Origin of the sequence: Clostridium sp. 1001275B_160808_H3 (genome assembly GCF_015550425.1) — a bacterium.
Classification (GTDB): domain Bacteria; phylum Bacillota; class Clostridia; order Clostridiales; family Clostridiaceae; genus Clostridium.
Map to the genome: position 1 here is coordinate 179,332 of NZ_JADNAT010000001.1, position 23,957 is coordinate 203,288.

Annotated in this window: 20 protein-coding genes; 1 reads left to right on the forward strand and 19 read right to left on the reverse strand. The window is 29.1% G+C overall.

Going from position 1 to position 23,957, the window contains the following annotated elements; translation table 11 throughout:
- Window positions 1–370 precede the first annotated feature (370 nt).
- From I2A75_RS00850 to I2A75_RS00910, 13 genes are all read right to left on the reverse strand, one after another.
- Window positions 371–1,324, reverse strand: a complete 954-nt coding sequence (locus I2A75_RS00850; RefSeq protein WP_195262584.1) for an MraY family glycosyltransferase — start codon at window positions 1,322–1,324, stop codon at window positions 371–373.
- Window positions 1,325–1,521: 197 nt separating this feature from the next.
- Window positions 1,522–2,163 carry a V-type ATP synthase subunit D gene (locus tag I2A75_RS00855; RefSeq protein ID WP_008676926.1) on the reverse strand — a complete coding sequence of 214 codons (642 nt, stop codon included), beginning with the start codon at window positions 2,161–2,163 and terminating at the stop codon, window positions 1,522–1,524.
- A 2-nt stretch (window positions 2,164–2,165) separates the two neighbouring features.
- Window positions 2,166–3,548 (reverse strand): V-type ATP synthase subunit B, encoded by a 1,383-nt coding sequence (locus tag I2A75_RS00860; protein WP_195262585.1) that lies wholly within the window; start codon window positions 3,546–3,548, stop codon window positions 2,166–2,168.
- On the reverse strand, window positions 3,541–5,322 hold the full coding sequence (locus I2A75_RS00865) for a V-type ATP synthase subunit A (protein ID WP_195262586.1): 1,782 nt from the start codon (window positions 5,320–5,322) through the stop codon (window positions 3,541–3,543). The genes I2A75_RS00860 and I2A75_RS00865 overlap by 8 nt, the downstream gene beginning before the upstream one ends.
- A 17-nt stretch (window positions 5,323–5,339) precedes the next feature.
- Window positions 5,340–5,651 (reverse strand): V-type ATP synthase subunit F, encoded by a 312-nt coding sequence (locus I2A75_RS00870; protein ID WP_195262587.1) that lies wholly within the window; start codon window positions 5,649–5,651, stop codon window positions 5,340–5,342.
- Entirely contained in the window at window positions 5,644–6,645 is a 1,002-nt protein-coding gene (locus I2A75_RS00875) for a V-type ATP synthase subunit C (RefSeq protein ID WP_195262588.1), read from the reverse strand. Before I2A75_RS00875 ends, I2A75_RS00870 begins: the two co-directional genes overlap by 8 nt.
- Before the next feature lie 12 nt (window positions 6,646–6,657).
- A complete protein-coding gene (locus I2A75_RS00880; RefSeq protein WP_195262589.1) occupies window positions 6,658–7,248 on the reverse strand; it encodes a V-type ATP synthase subunit E family protein in 591 nt (196 codons plus the stop codon).
- An 18-nt stretch (window positions 7,249–7,266) separates the two neighbouring features.
- Window positions 7,267–7,752, reverse strand: a complete 486-nt coding sequence (locus I2A75_RS00885) for a V-type ATP synthase subunit K (protein WP_142691187.1) — start codon at window positions 7,750–7,752, stop codon at window positions 7,267–7,269.
- Window positions 7,753–7,765: 13 nt separating this feature from the next.
- Window positions 7,766–9,721, reverse strand: coding sequence for a V-type ATP synthase subunit I (locus tag I2A75_RS00890; RefSeq protein ID WP_195262590.1), 1,956 nt, complete (start codon window positions 9,719–9,721; stop codon window positions 7,766–7,768).
- Complete coding sequence (locus tag I2A75_RS00895; protein WP_195262591.1) at window positions 9,708–10,034, reverse strand: ATPase; 327 nt, start codon at window positions 10,032–10,034, stop codon at window positions 9,708–9,710. The genes I2A75_RS00890 and I2A75_RS00895 overlap by 14 nt, the downstream gene beginning before the upstream one ends.
- Before the next feature lie 199 nt (window positions 10,035–10,233).
- Window positions 10,234–11,910: a B12-binding domain-containing radical SAM protein gene (locus I2A75_RS00900; protein WP_195262592.1), complete on the reverse strand. Its 1,677-nt coding sequence runs from the start codon at window positions 11,908–11,910 to the stop codon at window positions 10,234–10,236.
- Window positions 11,911–11,931: 21 nt separating this feature from the next.
- On the reverse strand, window positions 11,932–12,429 hold the full coding sequence (locus I2A75_RS00905) for a hypothetical protein (protein WP_195262593.1): 498 nt from the start codon (window positions 12,427–12,429) through the stop codon (window positions 11,932–11,934).
- 151 nt (window positions 12,430–12,580) lie between these two features.
- Window positions 12,581–13,867: a hypothetical protein gene (locus tag I2A75_RS00910; protein ID WP_195262594.1), complete on the reverse strand. Its 1,287-nt coding sequence runs from the start codon at window positions 13,865–13,867 to the stop codon at window positions 12,581–12,583.
- A gap of 173 nt (window positions 13,868–14,040) precedes the next feature.
- Here I2A75_RS00910 and spoVB point away from each other — a divergent pair, with 173 nt between their 5' ends.
- On the forward strand, window positions 14,041–15,540 hold the full coding sequence (spoVB, locus tag I2A75_RS00915) for a stage V sporulation protein B (RefSeq protein ID WP_195262595.1): 1,500 nt from the start codon (window positions 14,041–14,043) through the stop codon (window positions 15,538–15,540).
- A gap of 204 nt (window positions 15,541–15,744) precedes the next feature.
- Here spoVB and I2A75_RS00920 read toward each other — a convergent pair whose 3' ends face one another.
- From I2A75_RS00920 to I2A75_RS00945, 6 genes are all read right to left on the reverse strand, one after another.
- Window positions 15,745–17,364: a polysaccharide biosynthesis protein gene (locus I2A75_RS00920; RefSeq protein WP_195262596.1), complete on the reverse strand. Its 1,620-nt coding sequence runs from the start codon at window positions 17,362–17,364 to the stop codon at window positions 15,745–15,747.
- Between the two features lie 13 nt (window positions 17,365–17,377).
- Window positions 17,378–18,349, reverse strand: coding sequence for an RluA family pseudouridine synthase (locus I2A75_RS00925; protein ID WP_195262597.1), 972 nt, complete (start codon window positions 18,347–18,349; stop codon window positions 17,378–17,380).
- Window positions 18,350–18,415: 66 nt separating this feature from the next.
- On the reverse strand, window positions 18,416–19,606 hold the full coding sequence (locus I2A75_RS00930; RefSeq protein WP_195262598.1) for a M20 family metallopeptidase: 1,191 nt from the start codon (window positions 19,604–19,606) through the stop codon (window positions 18,416–18,418).
- Window positions 19,607–19,643: 37 nt separating this feature from the next.
- Entirely contained in the window at window positions 19,644–21,668 is a 2,025-nt protein-coding gene (locus tag I2A75_RS00935; RefSeq protein ID WP_195262599.1) for a rod shape-determining protein, read from the reverse strand.
- A 17-nt stretch (window positions 21,669–21,685) separates the two neighbouring features.
- On the reverse strand, window positions 21,686–21,862 hold the full coding sequence (locus I2A75_RS00940) for a hypothetical protein (RefSeq protein WP_195262600.1): 177 nt from the start codon (window positions 21,860–21,862) through the stop codon (window positions 21,686–21,688).
- Window positions 21,863–21,925: 63 nt separating this feature from the next.
- On the reverse strand, window positions 21,926–23,917 hold the full coding sequence (locus I2A75_RS00945; RefSeq protein WP_195262601.1) for an ATP-dependent helicase: 1,992 nt from the start codon (window positions 23,915–23,917) through the stop codon (window positions 21,926–21,928).
- Between the last annotated feature and the right edge of the window lie 40 nt (window positions 23,918–23,957).

Below are 23,957 nucleotides of genomic sequence, written 5' to 3' on the forward strand. Positions count from 1 at the left end.
TTTTACTTAAACAGAAGTTAGTTTTGCAAAGTCTTTGATATAATTAATTTGATATTTGTCCTAAGCATATTAGAATGTGAGAAGTAAAGCTTCCTTGAGAAAGAAACTTCACTTCTTATTTTTTCCATATATAATTAAGTTTAAACACTGGCTCAAGCCGTCGCTTTTAGCGATTCAGTTCTGTTAAACTATTACAAATTAAAGTCCAGTAACTTCAAATCACTGGACTTTTAAATTAATTGTATTACATACTTATAATATATTATCAAACATTATTTAAAAACTACTCTCAGTAGTTTTCGACTTAATTTTACATTCTAAATTTTAAATTTTTAATTATGCGACAGCACCTTATCTTAATTATATACTATCAGCTCTTAATTAAAAGTAAAATTATCGAGATTATACTAAAAGCTAAACTAACCATATTTATGTATGTTACAACTTGCTTTGGAGTAAACCCCTTAGCTTCTAGTCTATAATGTATTTGGCTTCTATCTGCTTGATATACTGGTTTTCCATCCATAAATCTTTTTATTATAACAAAAAGATTATCAAATATAGGAATTGCTAGAGCTAGTATTGGAATAAATAAGCTCATTAAAGTTGCTTGTTTAAAAGCACCATCTAAAGCTATTATACTCAATATAAATCCTAAAAAATTTGCTCCTGAATCTCCCATAAAAATCTTTGCTGGATATTTATTATACATTAAAAATCCTAAAGTTACTCCTGTTACTATTAGTGACATACTTATAGATTCACTTTGTCCTAGAATAATTGCAGCTGCTGCAAATGTTATTGATGAAATCAATGATAATCCACCGGCAAGTCCATCCATACCATCTGACCAATTTATAACTGTTGTTACTCCAAATATCCATGTAATTGTAAGTATAAATTGTATTATTCCTGATAACTGTATATAAACTCCTGTAAACGGATTTGTAAATCCTCTAAAAACTATTCCTGATTTAAATATAATAAATGCTGCCACTAATTGAACTATTAATCTTGGATATATAGGAAATTCCTTGCCTCTAGTTTTAAAACTATCATCTATTAATCCTATTAATAATATTAATCCAGAACCTAATAATATCCATGATTTTTCTTTAACTGATGTATAATTATTAACTGTAAAATATACTATAAAAAATCCTATAAACATAGCTAATCCACCACAGAGTGGAGTTTCACCTTTATGTTTTTTTCTTTTTGTCGGTTTATCTGTAAAGCTATATTTAAAAGATAATTTAATCAAAATTGGCGTTATTAAATATACTATTAAAAATGCTAATATAAAAGATAATATATATCGCATAATTTCTCCTTAACCTCTTAACTGTTGATATTCTTTTTATTTATTATGTCGCTTAAAGTCATTACCTTATTATACTATTTATAAATATTATTATCAATGACAAAACAATGACGATTTTTATCTTATATTGCTAAAATAGAAATATATAAAGTCCCTATTTGGTTTTATGTAACACAAAACCAAATAGGGACTTTTTTCTAATTTCTTGCTTGTATCATATCTTTAACTTTCATTAATCTAGTTAAAGCTCCTCTTTCATTTTCATCAAGCTTCATTCTTATATACTTAATGGTTTCTTGCAGAGAAGGAATTGTCATATATTCAAGAGCATTAACTCTTCTTCTAGTCTTTTCTATTTCATCTGCCATAAGTTGAGTTGACTTTTCAACTTCTGCAAGTTCTAATAGCTTAGGTAAAATTCCATAAAGCTTAGCAATTGAATCATCTAATTCAGATGATGTACTTGCAAAACCATAAGGGAATATGCTCCCTTCATCGCCTTCAAGCTGTCTATGGAAATTCATCTCTGGAACATTAACACTCATTATATTTTTAGTTCCTACTTCAACAGATATACTTTCTTTTGGATAAGCTACTGCTTCCTCTAGAAATTCTGAGCTCATAACAGCTCTAGCCATAACAAAGTCCTTAAGTGACCCTTGAAGCTCTGCTTCTACAGATTTTCTTAATTCATTGTTGTATTTGACAAGATTAACGAATTGTCTCATAAGCTCATCTTGCTTATCCTTTAAAAGTTTATGTCCTCTTGTAGCTGTAGCTAATCTCTTTTTTAGCTTAGACATCTCCATTCTAGTAGGATTGACATTTAATCTTGCCATGGCTATTCTTCATCTCCCTTTGGCATATACTTTTCAAGATACTCATCTCTTATTCTCTTAAGCTCTGTTCTTGGAAGTATCTTTAAAAGCTTCCATCCTAATTGTAAAGTTTCTTCAATACTTCTGTTTGCTGTAAAACCTTGAGATACGTATTGTTCTTCAAATGCTTCTGCAAACTTAGCATATTGCTTATCTGTATCTGATAAAGCTGATTCTCCTAAAATCGCTGATAATTCTTTTGCTTGCTTACCTTGTGCATAAGCTGAGAATAATTGATTCATTGTATCAGCATGATCTTCTCTAGTCTTATTTTTACCAATCCCCTTATCTTTAAGTCTTGAAAGTGATGGTAATACATCTATTGGAGGAATAATACCTTTCTTATATAACTCTCTTGAAAGGATTATTTGTCCTTCTGTTATATATCCAGTTAAGTCTGGAATTGGATGTGTCTTATCCTCTTCAGGCATTGTTAAAATAGGAATTTGAGTTATAGAACCTTCTCTTCCTCTAAGTCTACCTGCTCTTTCATATAAAGTTGAAAGGTCAGTATATAGATATCCTGGATATCCTCTTCTACCTGGAACTTCTTTTCTAGCAGCTGAAACTTCTCTTAGTGCTTCTGCATAGTTTGTTATATCAGTCATTATAACAAGTACATGCATTCCTTTTTCATAAGCTAAGAATTCTGCTGTAGTAAGAGCCATTCTTGGTGTTGCTATTCTTTCGATAGCTGGATCAGATGCAAGATTCATAAATAATACTGAATTATCTATAGCACCTGTTTTATTAAATTCATCAACGAAGAATTGTGATTCCTCGAATGTAATACCTATTGCAGCAAATACAACAGCAAAGTTAGCATCTGAGTTTAAAACTTTCGCTTGTCTTGCTATTTGTGCAGCTAATTGTGCATGAGGAAGTCCTGATGCTGAGAAAACAGGTAACTTTTGTCCTCTTACTAATGTATTAAGTCCATCAATAGCTGAAATACCAGTTTGAATAAATTCTGATGGATAATCTCTTGATACTGGATTAATAGCCTCACCATTTATATCTGATCTTTTTTCTGGAATTATATTAGGGCCATTATCAATTGGGTGTCCCATACCATCAAAAATTCTTCCTAGCATATCCTCAGAAACACCAAGTTCAAGTGGTCTTCCTAAGAATCTAGCTTTTGTTTCTTTTAAGTTTATTCCTGATGAACCTTCAAAAAGCTGAACCATTGCTCTTGTTCCATTTATCTCAAGAACTCTACCTCTTCTTTTTTCACCAGTTTGAAGTTCTACTTCAACTAATTCATCGTATTTAACGCCTTCAACGCCTTCAACTACCATCAAAGGTCCTACAACTTCTGTAACTGTTTTATATTCCTTAAGCATTTAGAACCCCTCCCTTTTCGTTGATTAATGCATCTATAGCAGATTTTAATTCTACTTCAATTTCATCTATCTTATTTATATTATCTTCATGAATATATTTACTTCTTGCAATTTTATCTCTTATTTCACTTAAGCCTAAAATTTCATTTAAGTAAATTCCTGCTTTTAATGCTCTTTCTGCTTCTTTTCTAAATAGAAGTATTAGCTTTAACATTTTATATTGCTTATCTAATGAAGCATATGTATCAACTTCATGGAATGCATTTTGTTGAAGGTAATCTTCTCTTATTGATTTTGAAACTTCAAGTTTTAATCTATCTATCTCTGATAAAGCATCTATACCAACAAGACTTACTATTTCTTGAAGTCCTGACTCTTCTTGAAGTAAAGTCATTGCTTCTTGTCTTAAGGTAGACCAATCTGATGCAACTTCATTATTCATCCACTCATCTATAGTATCTGCATATAATGAATATGAATTTAACCAGTTAATTGATGGGAAATGTCTCTTATATGCAAGCTGAGCATCTAATCCCCAGAAAACTTTAACTATTCTTAGAGTAGATTGTGTAACTGGCTCTGAAAGGTCTCCTCCTGGAGGTGAAACTGCTCCTATAGCTGTTACAGCTCCTTCTCTACCATCTTTACCTAAGCAAATAACCTTACCAGCTCTTTCATAGTAATCAGCAAGTCTTGATCCAAGGTATGCTGGATAACCTTCATCCCCTGGCATTTCTTCAAGTCTACCAGACATTTCTCTTAAAGCTTCCGCCCATCTTGAAGTTGAATCTGCCATTATTGAAACAGAATATCCCATATCTCTGAAGTATTCTGCAATTGTTATTCCTGTATATATACAAGCTTCTCTAGCTGCAACTGGCATGTTAGATGTATTAGCAATAAGGACTGTTCTCTTCATTAAGCTTTCACCAGTCTTAGGATCTTTAAGTTCTGGGAATTCATTAAGAACGTCTGTCATTTCATTTCCACGTTCACCACAACCAACATATACAACTATTTCAGTATCTCCCCATTTAGCTACTTGGTGTTGTACAACTGTCTTACCAGCACCGAATGGACCTGGAACTGCTGCTGCTCCGCCCTTTGCAACTGGGAAAAATGTATCTATAACTCTTTGACCTGTAGTCATTGGTGCTTCTGGTTTTAACTTTCTTGCATATGGTCTACCTTTTCTTGCTGGCCATTTTTGCATTAATGTTAATTCCTTATCACCTTTTTCAGTTTCTACTATACAAACAGTATCAACTATTGTGAATTCTCCTGCCTTAATTTCTTTTATTGTACCCCTTACTCCATAAGGAACCATTATCTTATGTAGCACTACTGTAGTTTCTTGAACTGTTCCTATTATATCTCCAGCTTCAACTACATCTCCTACTTTAGCTGTAGGTTCAAACTTCCAAATTCTTTCTCTATTTAATGACTTAACTGCTACACCCTTTGTTAAAAACGGTGAATTTGCAGCTTTAGCAAATGCATCAAGTGGTCTTTGTATACCATCAAACATTGATTCTATTAGTCCTGGTCCTAATTCTATACTTAATGGTTCTCCTGTTGTAACAACTGGGTCCCCTGGTCCTATTCCTGTAGTTTCTTCGTAAACTTGGATAGATGCCCTATCGCTTCTCATTTCTATGATTTCTCCGATAAGACCTTTATCCCCAACCTTAACCATGTCGAATATATTTGCTTCTTCCATTCCTTCAGCAACAACTAAAGGACCTGCAACCTTAATTATCTTTCCGGTCTTCAAATCACTAACCTACCTTCCTATAAAATATTAACGCCAACAGCTTTTTCCACACTATCACTAATTCTCTTTAATCCAATATTTAATGAACCTTGATTACTTGGAATTAATATTACAGCTGGAAGTACTTGTTCATTGTAACGTGCTATTGTTTCTTCAATATGTTGTGCTATTTGCTCTGTTACAAAAATTACTGCGTAGTCATTTCTTGCACAGTTATCAACTGCTCTTCTTGCTTCATCAGCTTCAACTACTGGGAATACATCTATTCCTAAAGCTTTGAAGGCTAAAACCGAATCCTTATCGCCAACAACACCTATTTTCTTATGCATATATATCACGCAACCTTTCTCTTATTACTTCCTCAGCAATATTATTAAGCTTGCCAACCATTATAATCCTTATTACTTTTATTTCTGTTTCTTTTGCATAAATATAAGATAATATCTTTTCTGGTCCAAACGTAACTAACTTAGAATCTTTCATTAATTCCATGATATAATTATCACTTAACTTTTCTAAAAGACTTGCAGATTCTGTAGCTATATAACCTTCAAAGCCTTCTTTTATTAAATCTGAATAAATAGTGCTTTGTAATTTAGCCATTATATTCTCAGGTGATTCATTTAATAGAGCTATAAGCTTACTACTATCTATTGCACCACCATCAACTATAACTTCCCCAGCAAAATCTCTTCCTTTATTTTGTTTCTTTATTCTAAGTAAAGTTCTTATGTTAGTAGAATCTATCATAGCTTTTACTAAATTATCTATAAACTTATAATTTAGTGACTTATTTATATCTACTAACTCTTTATACATATATTTATCTATTATTATGTCTATCTTTTGAGGATCCTTAGTTTCTTCAAAAGATTTCATTGCTTCCTGAACTCCTTTTCCAAGGTTTCCATTTAAGCTTTTAAAATTATCTCCATCTATTTTACGTTTAACTTCTTGTAAATCTAGATTTCCTAGTTGTATAAGCATTGAAGATAAATCTTTGCCTAATACTTTTCCTTTTAGAAGTACCTTTATATTATGATAGTCATATTTTAAACTCATTAACTTCACAACATCTTTTATAGGACTTATTTCATATACTAGTTCATATACCCTTTTCAATTCTGCCGTTAATATTTCTTCATAATCCTCTGGTCTCTTTATATTTGCTGAAACATTTGAATACTCTGTTTCATTTAATATTCTTAGTACTTCATTTGCCGATGGAGCTTCTATCATTCTATCAATTTTAGGCTTATCAAGAAGTCTAGTTTCTAAAACCCATATTCTTGATACAGCTTGGGTAAATTTCATTACATCCATCTCTTACCCTCCTTAATTAAACAACACTCTTGCTACTTCAAACTCCAATTCATCTTTTAATGAACTTACTAAAGCTTCATATGTGTTATTGATTTCTATACCATTACTTTCAAGAATAAATCCACCTTTAAAGTTTCCAGTATTAGGACTTAGTTTAATATTTCCTTTATCTCCTAATGATTGATTTAAATCATAAATAAAAGTAAGATCTACTACTTCCATTCCTTCTTTATTTAAAATTAATGTTTGCTCTCCTATTTCACCTAGAGAAAGTATTGAATTTTTTATAAATCTTAAAAAATCATCTCCAGATATAGTTGCTAACATATCTATACTATTTTCAAATACTTCTTTTATAACTTCTTGCTTTGCAGATAACTTATTGTTTCTAACCTTAAGAGAAGCAGAAGATAGAATTCTTTCTTTCTTAGTTTTAGCTTCAAGCTCAGCCTTTTGTATAATTTCTTTTTCAAGTTCTTTGGCTTTAGCTATTTTCTTCGAAAGAATCTTATTTTTCTCTTCTTCAGCAGAAGCTAAAATACTTTCCTTTCTCTCTTCAGCATCCCTAAGGATTTTAGAAGTTAGATTATTTACACTTGCCATAGCCTTTTCTCTCCAATCCTAGAATCCTTTATTTACTAACATGAATGAAATAACGAATCCTAATAATGCGTATGTTTCAACCATTGCTGCTAATATTATACCTTTTGTATTATGTTCTGGGTTTTTAGCTAATATTTGAATACCAGCTGCTGCAACTTTACCTTGAGCTATTCCAGACCAAAGACCTGCAAATGCTATTGGTAAGCAAGCACCTAATAGATATAAACCTTGATCTAATGGCATTCCTGAAGCCATTTTAGTAAATACTAAGAATCCTATAACGAAACCATATAAACCTTGTGTACCTGGTAATAATTGAAGAACTAATGCTTTACCAAACTTTTCTGGTTCTTCTGTAACTAATCCTGTTGCTGCTTCACCAACTATACCAACCCCTTTAGCTGATCCTATACCTGATAAACCAACTGCTAAAGCTACTCCCATAGCTGCAAATATTAATCCACCGTTATTTTCCATAAAAAATTGAATCCATGACATTTCCATTTTATAATTCCTCCTAATTTCTTTTGATCTTTATATACTTTTCTGAAAGCTTAAATGCTTTAAAAGGTCTTCCGCCACCTTCATAGAATTTTCCAAAATATTCAACATATTGAAGTCTTGCTGTGTGAACATAAGCTCCAAGTAATGATAATCCTAAATTGAATATATGGAATAAAACAAATAATATAGGTCCTATTACTATTGCTGCTACACCTGGTAAAGTATGAATTAATAGGTTTAAAGCACCTGCAATTGAACCACCAGCTAATCCTAAAGCCATAAGTCTTGTATAGGATACTAAATCTCCTACATATCCGGTTATACCATATAAAGAATATAAACCTTGACCTATCTTAGCTCCTGCAGATTTTTCTTCTCTTCCTCCACCTATAACTATTAGTATAGCTCCAATAATAGCTGTACCAATAAATATATTTCCTAATATATTTGGTAATCCTAAAAACTTAACTGCTGCAATTCCTCCTATAGATAATAATGTTATTATCCATGAACCTGCATCTAATAGTGCATCTTTGGCTTTTCCAATCCTAACTAAACTATAAACTTTTATAAATAGTCCAAAGAATATTTGAATAACTCCTAATGCTAAAGATAAAATTACTATAGTCATAACATCTTTATTAGTATCTATTATTTGAGTTGGTAATGTTATAATATCTCCAAAGAATGACCCATAAATTGCTCCGAAGAATATTGTTGGAAAACTTAAGTAAAAGAAGAATTTTGCAAAATCCTTTTTACCCTCATCTAGTTTTAAAAATTTAAGAGCTAATGCTGCTCCTATTAAAACTAATAGTCCATAACCTACATCTGCTACCATCATTCCAAAGAATATTAAGTAGAACGGTGCAAGTAAAGGCGTTGGATCTATTTGATTATATTTAGGATAACTATACATTCCAGTTACACTTTCAAAAGCAGAAATAAGTTCACCATTTTTAAGTTTAATTGGAACATCATCTATCTCATCTTCTTTGACGTCTTCAAATTCTATATAGTAATCGTCTTTAAGAATTCTACTACATATTGATTTTAATGCTTCACTATCTTCTTGTGCTATCCATCCTTGAATTGCACATACATTTTTAGTTTTTAAGAAATTTGTTGAAACTTTAACACGTTCAACCTTACTTACAAAATAATCATAAGCTATTTCTAACTTCTTTAAATCTTCTTCAAAGCTTGCAATTTCTTCTTGAATGAAGAATTTCTTTGATTGAAGTTCCTCTATTTGATGCTTAAATTCTAAAATAAGCTTCATTGGAACATCCTCGTGTTCAGCTTTAAAGGCGCTAAATCCAACTCCCCTTAGAACTTCTGATATATTTTCACTATCTTCTTTGTTAGATAAAATTAAAAGATTAATATCATTGCTGTTTCTTGATATTATTTCAACATATGCATTTGATAACTCTTCTAATAAAGTATCTTCATAAGATTTTGTTATGGTCCCTAAGAAATATGATGTATTTTTTAGATCTTTTATTTCACTAAAAGCTACATCTAAATCCTGCCAAGGAATTAGAATGTCTATTTCAGCCTGTAACTTTGTTATATTTGAATCTAAACTAGCCAGCTCTGCTTCTTTTTCTTTTGCTTTATTATAGCTTGCTTCCCAATTAGAGGCTTTAATTTTTTCATCTAATTCATCTAATGTTAATGTTAGCTTTTCTTCTTGTAATGCTTTTAGTCCTGATTTTTTAGGGACATATTTTTTAAGAAATTCTAGGGCAAATTTAGCTTTTGATAAATTTTCTTCATACTTTGAATACTCTAAATCTATATCATCTTTAGTTAAGCTTTTTAACTCTTCATATTTATCAAGGAATTCCTCATCTTGTAAATTAATAAATTCTACATTAGATAATCCTTGTATTTCTCTTAAAAGCTTTTGCTTTTTAGATTCAAAGGTAAGCAAAGTGAATTTGTTCATCTTAACTATTGCCATGAATCTTCACTATCCTCTCAACGATTAAATTAATAGCATTATTCTTTTTCTCTCCAGAAATATTTTTAATGCTTGCTACTTCATTTTCACCTTTTTCTAATATAGGTGTTGCTTCTGAATTTCCTTCTTCTTCCGCCTTAGATATAATTTGCACTTTTTTTGAATTTGCTTCATTTAGAATTTTGCTATACTCTTCTTCTGCTTGAATGCTTGCATTTTTTACTATTTCCTTTGAAGTTATTATAGCTTCTTGAATAAGCTTTTCAGCTTTTTCCTCCGCCTTCTTAATTTCATTTATTGCTTCTAATGCCAAAATCTCACCACCTTTATCGTTTTAAATAATAATATAGAAATTAATACTTTATATAGTATTAATTACTCTTTTCTATTTTCCATTATACACTGTTTGACGTTTTTTTCAACATCTTTATTCTTCGTCTGGACAAACAAACGTAATCTTTCAATTATTGTAAATGTTTTCCTTGTTTGTTTATTATAGATTTTATATTTTCTTAAATTTCTGTTATTTTATCTGTTATATGTACTATATCACCTCCATGACCAAATAAATAATAATCCTTTTCTTTAACTACAGTAGAATCCTTTATAAACTTACTAATGTTTATATCAAAAACTTCTAGATGATAATCTTTAAAGGAATATATACCCTTAAATTGGTCTTTTATTTTTATCTCTTCTTCTTTATCAAGGTTTCTTTGTATAAATTCCGGAATACCTCTTTTTTTATTAAATCTAAGATAATCAAACTTTAATATTTCTTTTAATATAAAATTATCTTCTTTTAATATTTCCATATTAAAATCTAAAAATACTTTATAATACTCACTATTTCCTATGTTTCTATCAAAATAGCCTTTAGAGTCAAAATAATTACCTAAAGTATAGTAAAAATCAAACGGTGTATCAAATCTCTTTACCAAGTATTTTATTATGTTATTAAATTTTTGAGAGTTATAATATTTATCGACCATTTCCTCTACTTTCTTAAGCTTTATTAATTCATCATAGCTTATATCTTTAGTTTTCAGAATTTCATATGGTGGATATGGAGAGTATTTCATTCCATACTCTTCTGCTTCTTCCCTCATTGATGACCCTCTTAAAAGCTTTAAAAATCCTAGTTGAATTTCTTCTGGCTTTATACTATAAACATCGTTAAATGATTTTTTGAATGAATTATAATCTTCTCCTGGAAGTCCTGCTATTAAATCAAGATGTTGTTTTATGTTTCTGATTTGCAGAAGTTCTTCTACTTTTTCTTTTATGTCACTAAAATTTACAAATCTATTTATTCTATTTAATACATCATCATTTGTTGTTTGTACTCCAACTTCAAATTGGAATCTATCCTTTGGTGCTTTTCTTAATAATTCAAGTTCAGATTGTTTTAATATATCTGCTGATATTTCAAAATGGAATTGTGTTTTAGTATCTTGATTAATAAGAAACTCCCAAATTGCCATAGTAAATTTATGATTACAGTTAAAAGTTCTGTCTACAAACTTTACAAGCCTAACTTCCTTATCTATAAAATATTTCAATTCTTGTTTTACTCTGTCTATATCTAAGAATCTAACCCCGTGAGTAGTTGATGATAAACAATATTTGCAATTAAATGGACATCCCCTAGAAGCTTCGTAATATACTATTTTATTATCTAAATTTTCATCTTCTTCATATGGGAATATTAATTCATTCATATTCATAAGAGGTCTTTTACCATTTGATATTACTTCTCCATCAATTTTGTAATATAAACTTCTTACTGAATTTATTTCTCTTATTCCTAGTTTATACTCTACAAATTCTCTATATGTTTTTTCGCCTTCTCCTTCAATGGTATATTCCCCATTTAATTCTTTTAATATGTTTTGACTATCGTAAGATACTTCTGGACCTCCATACAATATCTCTATATCTTCATCTACTAATTTTATAAGATTAGAAAGTCTTTTTATCATTTCTATATTCCAGATATAAGTCGAAAAGGCCACTACATTCGGCCTTTCCTTTATTATTTCTTCTAATATCTTTTCATCCCTATCATTAATAGAAAACTCTCTAATCTTACAATCATAATCCATATCTTTAGTAAAGGCTCTTAGGTATCTAACTGCTAAATTACTGTGTACAAATTTAGAATTTATAGCTGTAAGTAAAATTTTCATACGTATCTTCTTCCTTTCAAATTAAAGTTTTATCCCCTTTATAAAATGTATATCCTCCCATAATTTAGTTTCTTCTATTTTATAGTATTTTTCAAGTAATTTTTTATTATCCTCTATATTTGACTTTATTATTGGATTTAAATTTTTGAATTCAAATTCTCTTACTTTACCAGAAGGTAGTACAGCCATTATTTTATTATTAATCATCTCTTTCACTTCTTTATTTATATCCCATATAAATATTTCTCCACCAACTTTAATGTACTTTGTTATTTCTTCAATCAGCTTTAATCTACTAGAATTGTTCCATAGCTTGCTTAAATGAAAAAACATTGTGCAAGTGTCATATTCTTCTTCATTAAGAACTATACTTGAATTATCTCCACCAACATAATCCACTGAAATTTCATCCATTACATCTTTTGATATATTGTAAATAACCCCGAAACTCTCCCCAACATCTAGTATATCTCCATTTAGCTTTACATCAGATAAATTAAGTACTATAGTTTTTCCCATCTCACCTTACCTCCTAATTACATAAGTTATATTATATTTATATTTATTACTTCTGTAATTTATTAATAATTTTTATAAAAAAGAAGAGGTTTCTTTAAAATACACAAATAGATTATACTTATATATTTCCAAAGAATTTCTCTTCCTTTTATCACTTAATATTATCTTTTACATTTTTATTTTTTATTAGTATACATGTAATTATCACTATAATAAATACTATAGAAAAAATCCAAAATACCTTTGGCAGCCTAAATAATTTACCAGATTTGTTGTATTCAAGATTATATAAACATCCAAGTTTACTATCTAAAATATAAAAACTATCTTTATAAAATAATATTTTCTCTATCTTACTTTTATCTCCTAAGTCTACTAAATCTCTTGCTACTCCCTCTTTGCTTAGCGCATAAATAAATCCTTTTTTATTATTTCCAAAGATAATAGTGTTCTTTTCAAAGCATATTCCTTCTTTATCTATTGCTAGTCCTTGTAATGATGAAACATCGTTATCTTGATACATAGGAGCACTTGGATTTTTATCTGGATGATTCTTTATTAAAAATTCTTGTCTTACTGACTCTGTAAATCTTGGTGATGTTATAGGGTCACCGCCACTATAATCTGGCCATCCATACCAATTTTCCTCTTCAAGATTATAAATATAATCCTTATCATCTTTTATATTTCTAGGAGGTAAATCTTCCATGCCTCCAACTATTGCTTTAATTTTCCCCTCACTATCTATATCCCATCCATTTATATTTCTTATTCCATGAGCATATAATTTTACTTCCTCAGTATTAATATCATAAGATAATATAGCAGCATTACCTATTTTTTTTGATTCTACCTTTTCTCCTACCTCGTTACTTACTGAATAAGGAGAAAAAGCCCCAGTTTTTCCATCTCCATAATTGTTTCCTGTTAAAATCCATGGATTAGTTGCAATATCGAATGCTTCCCCTTTTGAATTAACAACTCCAGCATTAGTATTACTTCCAACAGAAAAATAAAGTTTATCATTATTTAAAAGCAAATTTACCTTCTTATTTATGCCATCATTAGGTATTTCGGTTATAAGTTCCTTATAGGATTTTGTGTCTAAGTTATATTCTAATACCCTATTGTCTGTAGCTATGTATAACTTTTTATTATAATATAGGATATCTAAAATATTAAATTTACTTTCTCTTATTATTAGTTCATCATTTCCATCTTTATTAAGTACTCTGATTGTATCTTCAAATGCTAGATATAAATTACCTTCCTCATCAAAGGCAAAACTTTTAGCTCCTTCACACCCTTTAAGGCTTATTGACCAATCTATGTTTTTATTTAAAATATCTAAATCATATTTATTTGTAACCTTAAAAATTCCAAAGGCGATAGTCACTACTATAATTGAAACAAGCAAAAATTTAATAAACCTCTTCATGTCCTCCCCCTTATTTTCTATTTATGTTTAATTTATATTTTGAAATACATAAATTATTACCTTTATGATAATTTAATTTTCCCTTTATTTATTTATTTTCTTAATATTTAGTAAAGGCATATTTTCTTTTATTTAGGAATAGATATAAGTGTACTAATTGGGGGTGATAAACTTTGGGAAAAGATAGTTTTGTAAGAAATTCTTTTCTTCTTACAGCATCTAATATAACCACAGGAATTTTAGGATTTATTTTTTCAATTTACTTATCAAAACTTATAGGCCCTGTTGGGATAGGATTATATGGCTTAGTAATGCCTATATATAACCTTTTTATCTGTTTAATGACCGCTGGAATTATAGCAGCTATATCCCAAGTATCTGCAATATATAAATCTAAAGGCCAATATAATAACATAAGTAAGACTATAAGAACAGTTGCAAGCTTTAATGTAATATGGGCAATTGCCATAGGAATTATGGTATTCTTTTTAGCTCCCTACATAAGTAAATACGGTATACATGATTTGAGAACTGTTAATGCTATCAGAGTAACTTGTCCAGCAATGGTATTTATAGCTTTATCTAATATATTAAAAGGTTATTTTTATGGAGTCTCTAAGATAGTAGTTCCTTCTTTTATTGATATTCTAGAAAAAGCTATGCGTATTATCACTATTGCTTTATTAATCTATATGTTTAAAGCTACAACAATTACATCTATGGTAACTTTAGCTTATGTTTCCTTAGCAATTGGAGAACTTCAAAGTTTACTTTTATTATTTGTATATTATAAAAACCTTGCAAAGAAAGTTCCTCCATCTGTTGATAAACCTGAAAGAGCTTCACAATTGTTATTTAATGTTTTTATAATTGCATTCCCATTATGCCTTAATGGATTTCTTGGAAATTTATTTGGTACAGCATCTACCTTACTAGTTCCTAGAAGATTAGCAGCTGCTGGCTTTGATACTACCGTGGCATTAGGAATGATAGGAAAATTTACTGGAATGGCATTAACAATAGTTACTTTTCCAATGATAGTTATTTCTTCTATTAACTCTCTTATAGTTCCTGATCTATCAGAAACCTTAAGTAGGGGTGACTATTACAATGCTACTGTAAGAATAAAAAAAGTTATGAAGATAGCATTTTTACTTGGACTAGCTACAGCCATAATTTGTAATATAATTCCTGATTCACTCGGCCAAATGTTTTACGGTAGAGATGACTTAGGTCAGTATATAAAGATTGCATCATTAAGTGCGCCAATTTTCTTTACTGCAAATACTATGTTTGGAATACTAAATGGATTAAATAAACAAGGAGTAATACTTAGAAATTCGTTAATAGTATCAGTACTCGAACTTGTTTGCTTATTTATATTTATTGGACTTCCTGGTGTTAATATAATGGGTTATGGTATAACCATATTTATAACATCTAGTGTAAGTTTATTTATAAACCTTAGAGAAGTTCAAAAGCATATATATTTAGACTTATCAACAAGTAATATAAGCATATTTCTACTGTTGTCAGTACTAATATTTATGATACTTAGATTATTTACAACTAACTTCTTAAATGATTTATTTATAACTAAAAACTTAATAGTAATTTCACTAACATTTCTTATATTTACTGTACTTAGCTTCTTTGGCATTGAAGAAGAATAATAATTATAAATTGTAGATATATAGGCTACGCTAACTTATATTTCTAATTTATAATAGCAGTGTAAAGTGAAAGAGTTATTGAATAAAAAAACAAGGGATGTCGCGAAACGCGACTCCCCTTGTTTTTTTATTGTTAATTAATTTGAATTGAAAATTCTTCACCTATTTGTATCAAATCATTATCATTTATTCATTATCAATTCTTTATATAAGTTCTTTTCTAAGACTTCTAGGTAAGAATCTAAATACCCTTGGCGAAATTAAATCTAAATCCTTCTTTCTTATTCCTCCAAAGTAAACCATTGTATATAAATATACTATTCCACCTATACCTATTAAAACTAGTGTTGCTACAGCAATAATAACTCTTCCGCCTCCAAGCATATCTGCTACTTTAATAACCGGAAATTTTACTAGGAATATTACAATGGTCATCAATATAGAACATATTGTTGGTACTATTGCTTGCCTTATTATAGGTATTTTAACCTTAAAAAATCTTTCTATTTTTCTATGATTTATTACAGCTGGAATAATAAATGATACAAATGTTGCTACTACTGCTCCCATTATGTTTATGCTTGGGACTGGAATTAATATTAGATTTATAGCTATTTTTGCTATTAATCCTGCGCTTGCAGATACTATTATTAAGTATAATTTATTTATTCCTTGAAGAATAACATTTTGTATGGTTGTTATTGACATAAATATAAGTAAAGATGATCCATACATAAGCAATGTATATCCTGTAGATGTATTATTAAATAGGAATTTATATATTTCCTTACTTAATATAGCTAATCCAAATGTAGCTGGCATAATTATTATATATGTTATCCTAAATGCATAGCTTGTTTGTTGCTTTAAGTCTTTTTTATTCTTATGTACAAAAGCCTGTATTACCTTAGGAAATATTGAAGTTCCAAGTGCAGTTACTATAGCTAAAGGAACATACACAAGAGTTTTATAGTATGATAAAACTGCTCTTAAATCATTAATTTGTTCTTGATTAAATCCTGCCGAACTTAAGCCTCTTCCTAGAGTCATAGTATCTATAACACCTGCAAAATTTTGAACACCTGCAACTAATGTTATAGGAAGAGCATACATAAATAACTTTTTAACTATCCTTTTATCTGATACTCTTCTTCTACTTGAATCATGGTTTTTTTCAGCTTCTTCTTTATAATTTCTTTTTTCATATATATATATTATATATATTATTGCAATTATAGCACCTAAGGAAGTTCCAACAGTTCCCCCTGCGCTTCCCCATTCATTACTACTTGTTATAGCAATTAGCATACCTGCAAAAACTAAACTAAGTATAACATTTATTAACTGCTCTATAATTTGAGATATAGCTAGAGCCTCCATCTCTTCAACTGCTTGCATATATCCTCTATAAGCTGCTAAAATAGCAGCAAAAATTATTGCAGGTGCCAAAAATACAAAAGTTAAAGCTGACTGTTCTGCATGAATTATTTTTGAAAGAGGAAATGCTAAAGCCATAAAAATCCCAGCAATTGCTATACTTATAATAGCTAAATACTTTATAGATAGTTTCATAGCTCGTAGTGCATCTTTATGGTTTCCCATTGCTCTAAGCTCTGTAACAACCTTTGTAACTGCAGGTTGTGCACCTAAGCTAGTTACTGCAATTAAAAAAACGAATATATCATATCCAGCAGTATATATTCCGTAACCCGTTTCACCTAGAACAGCAGTTAATAAAGGAACATATATTGCTGATAATAATTTACCAGCAATACCTGCAATTGATAATATTAAAAAGCCACGTCCGGCTGATTTTTGTTCCATACCCAATCACCTTTTATTTTATTGTGAATTTAAACACATCATTTTTAATCTTCTTAAATACTGGTGGTAAGCTTTCTATTATAGTTTTATTGTTTAAATAGCTTAATTTATCTGGTGCATCTCTAAAAATTAATTTATATGCATATAAGAACTGACAATCAAGTCCAAACTTATTTGCAAAAAATGAATTTAATTTTCTATCTCCGTATTTGTTATCACCAATTATAGGAGTTCCTAAATGTGATAGGTGTGCTCTAATTTGGTGACTTCTTCCTGTTATTAAATCTATTTCTAAAAATGAATACGCTCCATTTGTTTTCAAAGTTTTAACTTCCATTGCTATTTCTTTTGAATCATTTATTTTTTCATCATATATTCTTGATATATTAGCTTCTTCATTTTTATGGATATATCCTTTATATAATCCATCTTTAATTTTTCCTTTTACTAATGTATTATAATACTTTTCAACTTTACCTTCTCTAATCATTTCATTCATTGTTCTTAATGATTCAAAGTTTTTCCCGAATATAACTATTCCTGAAGTATTTCTATCTAATCTATTACATGGTGCAGGAGTAAATGTTAATTCATTTTCAGGTAAGTAATCACCTTTTTCATTTAAATATGATAATACGTAATCAGTTAAACTTGCCTCTTTTCCCTTTTCATCAGGGTGCACTAAAATATTAGGCCATTTTTCAACTATTAGTATATTAGAATCTTCATAAGTGATCTTCATTCCTCTAGCATTAACTTTAATAAACTTTTCTTCTGGCTTTTCTTTATTACTTTGTATATATTTTATTTCTACTACATCATCTATTTGTAAAGAGTAATTTTCCTTTTGTTTCTTTCCATTAACTCTTACATCACCTTTTCTTAAAGCCTTAAATATTTTGCTTAAAGGAACATCTTTTAATAATTTTCTTAAAAATTTGTCTAATCTTTGACCTGCTTCATTTGTGCCTATTTCTATTCTCAAACTAATCACTCCTAGTTTTTTAGTATTCTAACTATATTTTCCCCATTGTTATAGATTAATATTAAATTAGCTTCTTGTCAAATACTCTAACACCATTTGACACTGCATTGCTACGCCTAATGGCAGACAATCTTCATCTATATCAAACAAACTACTATGAGCAGGATAAATTATATTTTTACTTTTATTTCCTGAACCTAAAAAGTAAAAAACAGCAGGTCTTTCATTTGCAAAATATGCAAAGCTTTCAACACCCATCTTGGCATTTTTTTGAAGTAATATATTTTCTTTTCCTATAACTTTTTCAGCACCTATCTTAAATAAATCAACCATAAAATCATCATTATATAAATTAGGATAAGATTCTTCTATATCTATCTCTGCTGTTGCTCTTGAAGATTTGCATATTCCATCAACAATTTCAATTAATCGTTCTTTAGCAAATAATCTGTCTTCCTTACTCATAGTTCTGATAATACCACTTATCTTTACTTCATCTGGTATTATATTTTGAGCTGTTCCACCATGAATACTTCCTACCGTTATAACTGCTGGATTTGATGTATTTATTTCTCTGCTTACTATAGTTTGCAAGGCTAATACAACATGACTTGCTATAACAACTGGATCTACAGTTGTATGTGGATAAGCTCCATGTCCGCCAGAACCTTTTATCGTAATAGTAAATGGGTTAGATGCTGCATTAACTACGCCAGGCTTTAACATTATAGTTCCGCATTCTAAAGTTTCTTCAACATGAAGACCACATATACAATCAACTCTTGGATTCTCTAAAACTCCCTCTTCTATCATAAATCTAGCTCCACCTATAGTTTCCTCGGCTGGCTCAAATAATAGTTTTACATTTCCAGTAAATAAATGTTTGTTTTGATTTAACAATTTAGCTGATCCAAGCAATATAGTTGTATGAGCATCATGTCCACATGCATGCATTCTTCCCTTAATCTTTGATGCATAATCGCAAATTTTTTTATCTATAATTGGAAGCCCATCTATATCTCCTCTTAAGGCTATAGTCTTTTCACTACCTTCGGTATTTTTTTTAGTTCCTCTTATTATTCCACATACTCCTGTTTTAGAAACTTCTTTAAATTCTATTCCTTCATTTTTTAAAAAACTTTTTATAAACTTTGAAGTTTCATATTCTTCCATCCCTATTTCAGGGTGTTCATGTAATGTTCTTCTTATATTTATTAATTCATCCTTTATGCTTATTGCTTCCTCTTTAAAATTCATATTCTTGCCCCCTATTTCAATGTGAAATTTAACTTTATTAACTCCAAAAAACTTGAATATTATCCCCACTTTTCAACTTTTCTGTATATCCCACTTTATTTCCGTTAAGTAACAAAGTAATTATTCCCTTTGCTTCTTTTAGATTAAACTCTACATAATTAAAGATATCAACAAAGATATAATCTTTTTGTCCACTAAGCGTTATTAACTCATCATTAAATGTTACTTGAATGTCGTTATTGATATCTAAGTTTTCTTTTAAATCCTTTACTTTAATTTTATCTTCATATTCAATTGTATTTGTTTCATCTTTTTGCTTGTCTAAAAAATTTGAATTACTATAATATATCAGGTTATCGCCTTCACTAACTATATAATCTGCTAATAATTCTACTCCGCTTTTTTCTAATGAAACATCTTCTTTTATTATATATTCCTTTATATCTTTAATTGATTTAGGAAATATTATATTAATATCATCATTTTCTTGTATATAATAATCTATGCTTCTAATTTCATTATTAACAATAATGATTGGTTCTAAATTAATTAACTTATTATTTATATATATACCTATACTATTAAACTCTTTTATTTGTTCAATTATTTTAGGTCTTGCATCTTTTCCTGGAACTGCATATGATATTTCTATTATATCTCCATCATTAACATGCTTATCTATGCTTTCTAGTTTATCATTAAGTTTAATTATAGGGTTTTTTCCTTTTTCTCCAAAAGCTATTCGCTTTATACCATTCAATTTATATCTTAAATTCTTGCCATTTTTCCCAATAAGCATACTTGGATTTATACCTGCTTGTATAATAACATCCATAATAGTATGATTATGAGAATTAAACATACTTACAGGAGTTCCATTTAATATAACATCTATAAAATCCTTTTCTCCATTCTTTAATGCCACAAGAGCAATTCCAAGTACTGTTACTCCAGCTGATCCTAAGTTATTATCACTTATACATTCAACTACAGCTTTTCTATCTTTTATCGCTATTCTTTGAACTGGAATATTTAATTTTTCACTAAGTTCTTCTATCATCCAAGGGGTATGAGCTCCACCCCCCACTAAAAACAATGCACTTGGCGATTTATTTCCATTAAGTTCAATTATCTTTGAAGCAATTCCCTCAGAAATTTTTCTTACTACTGGTCTAATTGACTTTTTTATACTTTCAGACTTAATTGTATTTTCAAATCCAATTATATCTGTATATGTTATCTCTTCTTTTAACTCTAAATTTCTTTTTATGTATTCAGCTGTATTAAAATCAACCAAGCACTCCTGCACTATGGCTTCTGTTACCTCATCACCAGCCTGTGGAACCATTCCATATGAAGATATGCTTTCCTTGGAGCTTATAGCTATATCAGACGTTCCTGCTCCAATATCTACTAGAGCTATATTTAAAAGTCTTAAGTTTTTAGGTACCACAGCTTCTATAGCAGCAATAGGTTCTAAAGTTAAGTTACTTACTCTTAGCCCAACCTTTTTCATAACCGTATATAATGAGTCAACTACAGAACGTGGTAAAAATGTAGCTATTACTTCTACTGATGCTCCTTCACCTTTATGCCCTACTAAATTAGATATAACAAATCCATTTAAATAATAGTTTTTTACTGAATAACCTACACAATATAATTTTCCATCTGTAGTTTTATTTATTTCACTTTCAGCTTCCTTTAGAGCAATCATCTCCAAGTTTCTTATCTCTTCCTTTGTTATCTCTTCTTCGGAATTAAGCTCCATTTTCCCTTCTGAATTTATAGTCTTTAAAAATCTACCAGCTGCAGCAATAGATACATTATCTAACTTTATTCCAAGCTCTGACTCTATATCATCTACTATCTTCTTTACTGATCTTGCTACTAATTCTATATCATGAATTTGACCATCTATCATAGCTCTTTCTTCATGTTCTAGATATTTTTCACATATTATTTTTACCTTATCATTTTCTACTATTCCTATACTTCCAATAATAGATCTTGTTCCTAAATCTAGTGCAAATTTAATATTCTTTAAATTTACATCATTCATTTGCTAACACCCCATATTTAATATATTAACTCATTTTCTTCATTATCTTTATCTTTATCTTTGTCTTTTATCTCTTCATTCTTTCTAATCTTCTCAAACTTTATTAAGGCATAATAAACTCCACTTTCTACTGCAAATGTTATAATAAAATATAGTACAGCAAATATTAATATTCCTACTAAAATATAAACCAATTACAAATCCCCCTTATATTACCATAATAAGATTATACATCCTAAAAAAGTAATAGTGAACAATTAGTTCACTATTATAACAAGATTATTTTCAATTAGTACCTTGAGAGAGAAGCTTTTACTAAGGTTATCACCAAAATCAATTTTAATTACATCTTTATCTATTGATACTACTTTTCCATCCCCATAAGCTCTGTGATGAATCATATCATTAACTTTTATTCCGTAATCCTCATTTAAATTTATATCTTTAAATCCACCTTCTTGTGCAAATCTAGATACATCTTTAAACCTTCCTCTTTGTGTTTTAGGAGAAAAGATATATAAATTATTTATTGCTCTAGTTATTCCAACGTAAAACAATCTTCTTTCTTCTTCTATATTTTCATCCATTGATGATTTATGCGGAATCGTTTCTTCTGTAGCATTTATTATAAAAACATTTTTAAACTCCATTCCCTTAACACCATGAATGGTACTTAAAATTACGCCTTCTTGTACAGCTTTACTCTCTTCTATTTTTTCTTTAACTCTTTCAACATGACCTAGCAACTCTATTATAGTTTTTAACCCATCTGCTGCACTCTTAAATTCTTCTATTATATCCTCAAGTTCATCTATACTTTGATTGTACCTTTCTCCATACTCTTTTAGGTAATCTATATAATTTAGTCCTGAAACTATATATTGTATTGCACCTGATAAAGAAAGTTTATTTAAATATAATATATCCCTTCGCAATTCATCTAACTTTTTTGCTTGATATGGCGGTGTATCTTTCTTATCTATTAATATGTCAAACGGAGATTTATCCTCAAATGAATTTCTTATATATTCTAAATTTGATTTACTCACATATCTAAAAGGCTTATTTATTATTGATAGAAAGCTTTCTTTATCTTTTATGTTTATTGAAAGCTTTAAATATGAAAGTATATCCTTACATATAAAATGCTCAAAAAAATTATATCCTTTATCTAATAACACAAATGGTATTCTCCTACGAGTAAATGTATCTATCATACTCCTTGCTTCCATGTTTGTTCTATATAAAACTGCATTATCACTTAGATTATCAATAGATTTTTCAATTACGCCTGCTATTTCTTCACCTTGAATCCTCTCATCATAAGGAGTTGTAAATTTTATTATGCCAACAGAGTCCTTATAAGAATTTATAACTTTATCATTTCTACTCTTATTATTTTTTATTACTTCCTTTGATGCTTCCACTATATTTTCATTACTTCTATAATTTATAGAAAGGTATATCTTTTTAGCCTTTGGAAATATTTCATCAAACCTTACCATGTATTCTGGTTTTGATCCCCTAAAGCTATAGATACATTGATCCTCATCTCCAACTGCAAAAAGTGAATTTTCATGATTTATCAACTTTAAGAATTGAATTTGTAATTCATCACAATCTTGAAACTCATCAACTAAAATATATTTAAACATTTCTCTATATTTATTTAAGGTATTAGGATTATCTCTTAATAAATTTATTACTTTAATTGATAGATCATCAAAATCCCAAAGTCCATTTTTAGTTTTATACTCCTCATATTTCTGTAAACATTCAATAAAAATATCTTTTGCCATAGTAGGTTTAAATTCTTCTATAGCTTTTAAGGAAGTTTTAAAAAATGAGATATTATTTAATGCCTCCTTTATTTTATCTTCGCTTACTTCATCTGAATACTTTGATAAAACAGACTTTATTAACCTATGAGAAATTCCCCCATCTATTATTGATATGTTAAATCCCTCTTTTAAAAGAATTTTATAAAACAATCCATGAAATGTACCAAAAAAAGGGGCAATTTCTTTATTAAATACATTTTTATATCTACTTCTCATATTATCAGCTGCAGCTCTAGTAAAAGTTATTATTATAATATTACCTAATCTCACTTTTAACTCATTTACTAAATAATTAACTCTATTTATAATAACTGTAGTTTTTCCTGATCCAGGTGCTGCAACAACTAGTACATTTTTTTCTTTTATATAAACAGCTTCTTTTTGATATTCATCTAAATAAATTTTCATATTTGCTCCTTTTTTATATTATATTATTGACTTTTTTATG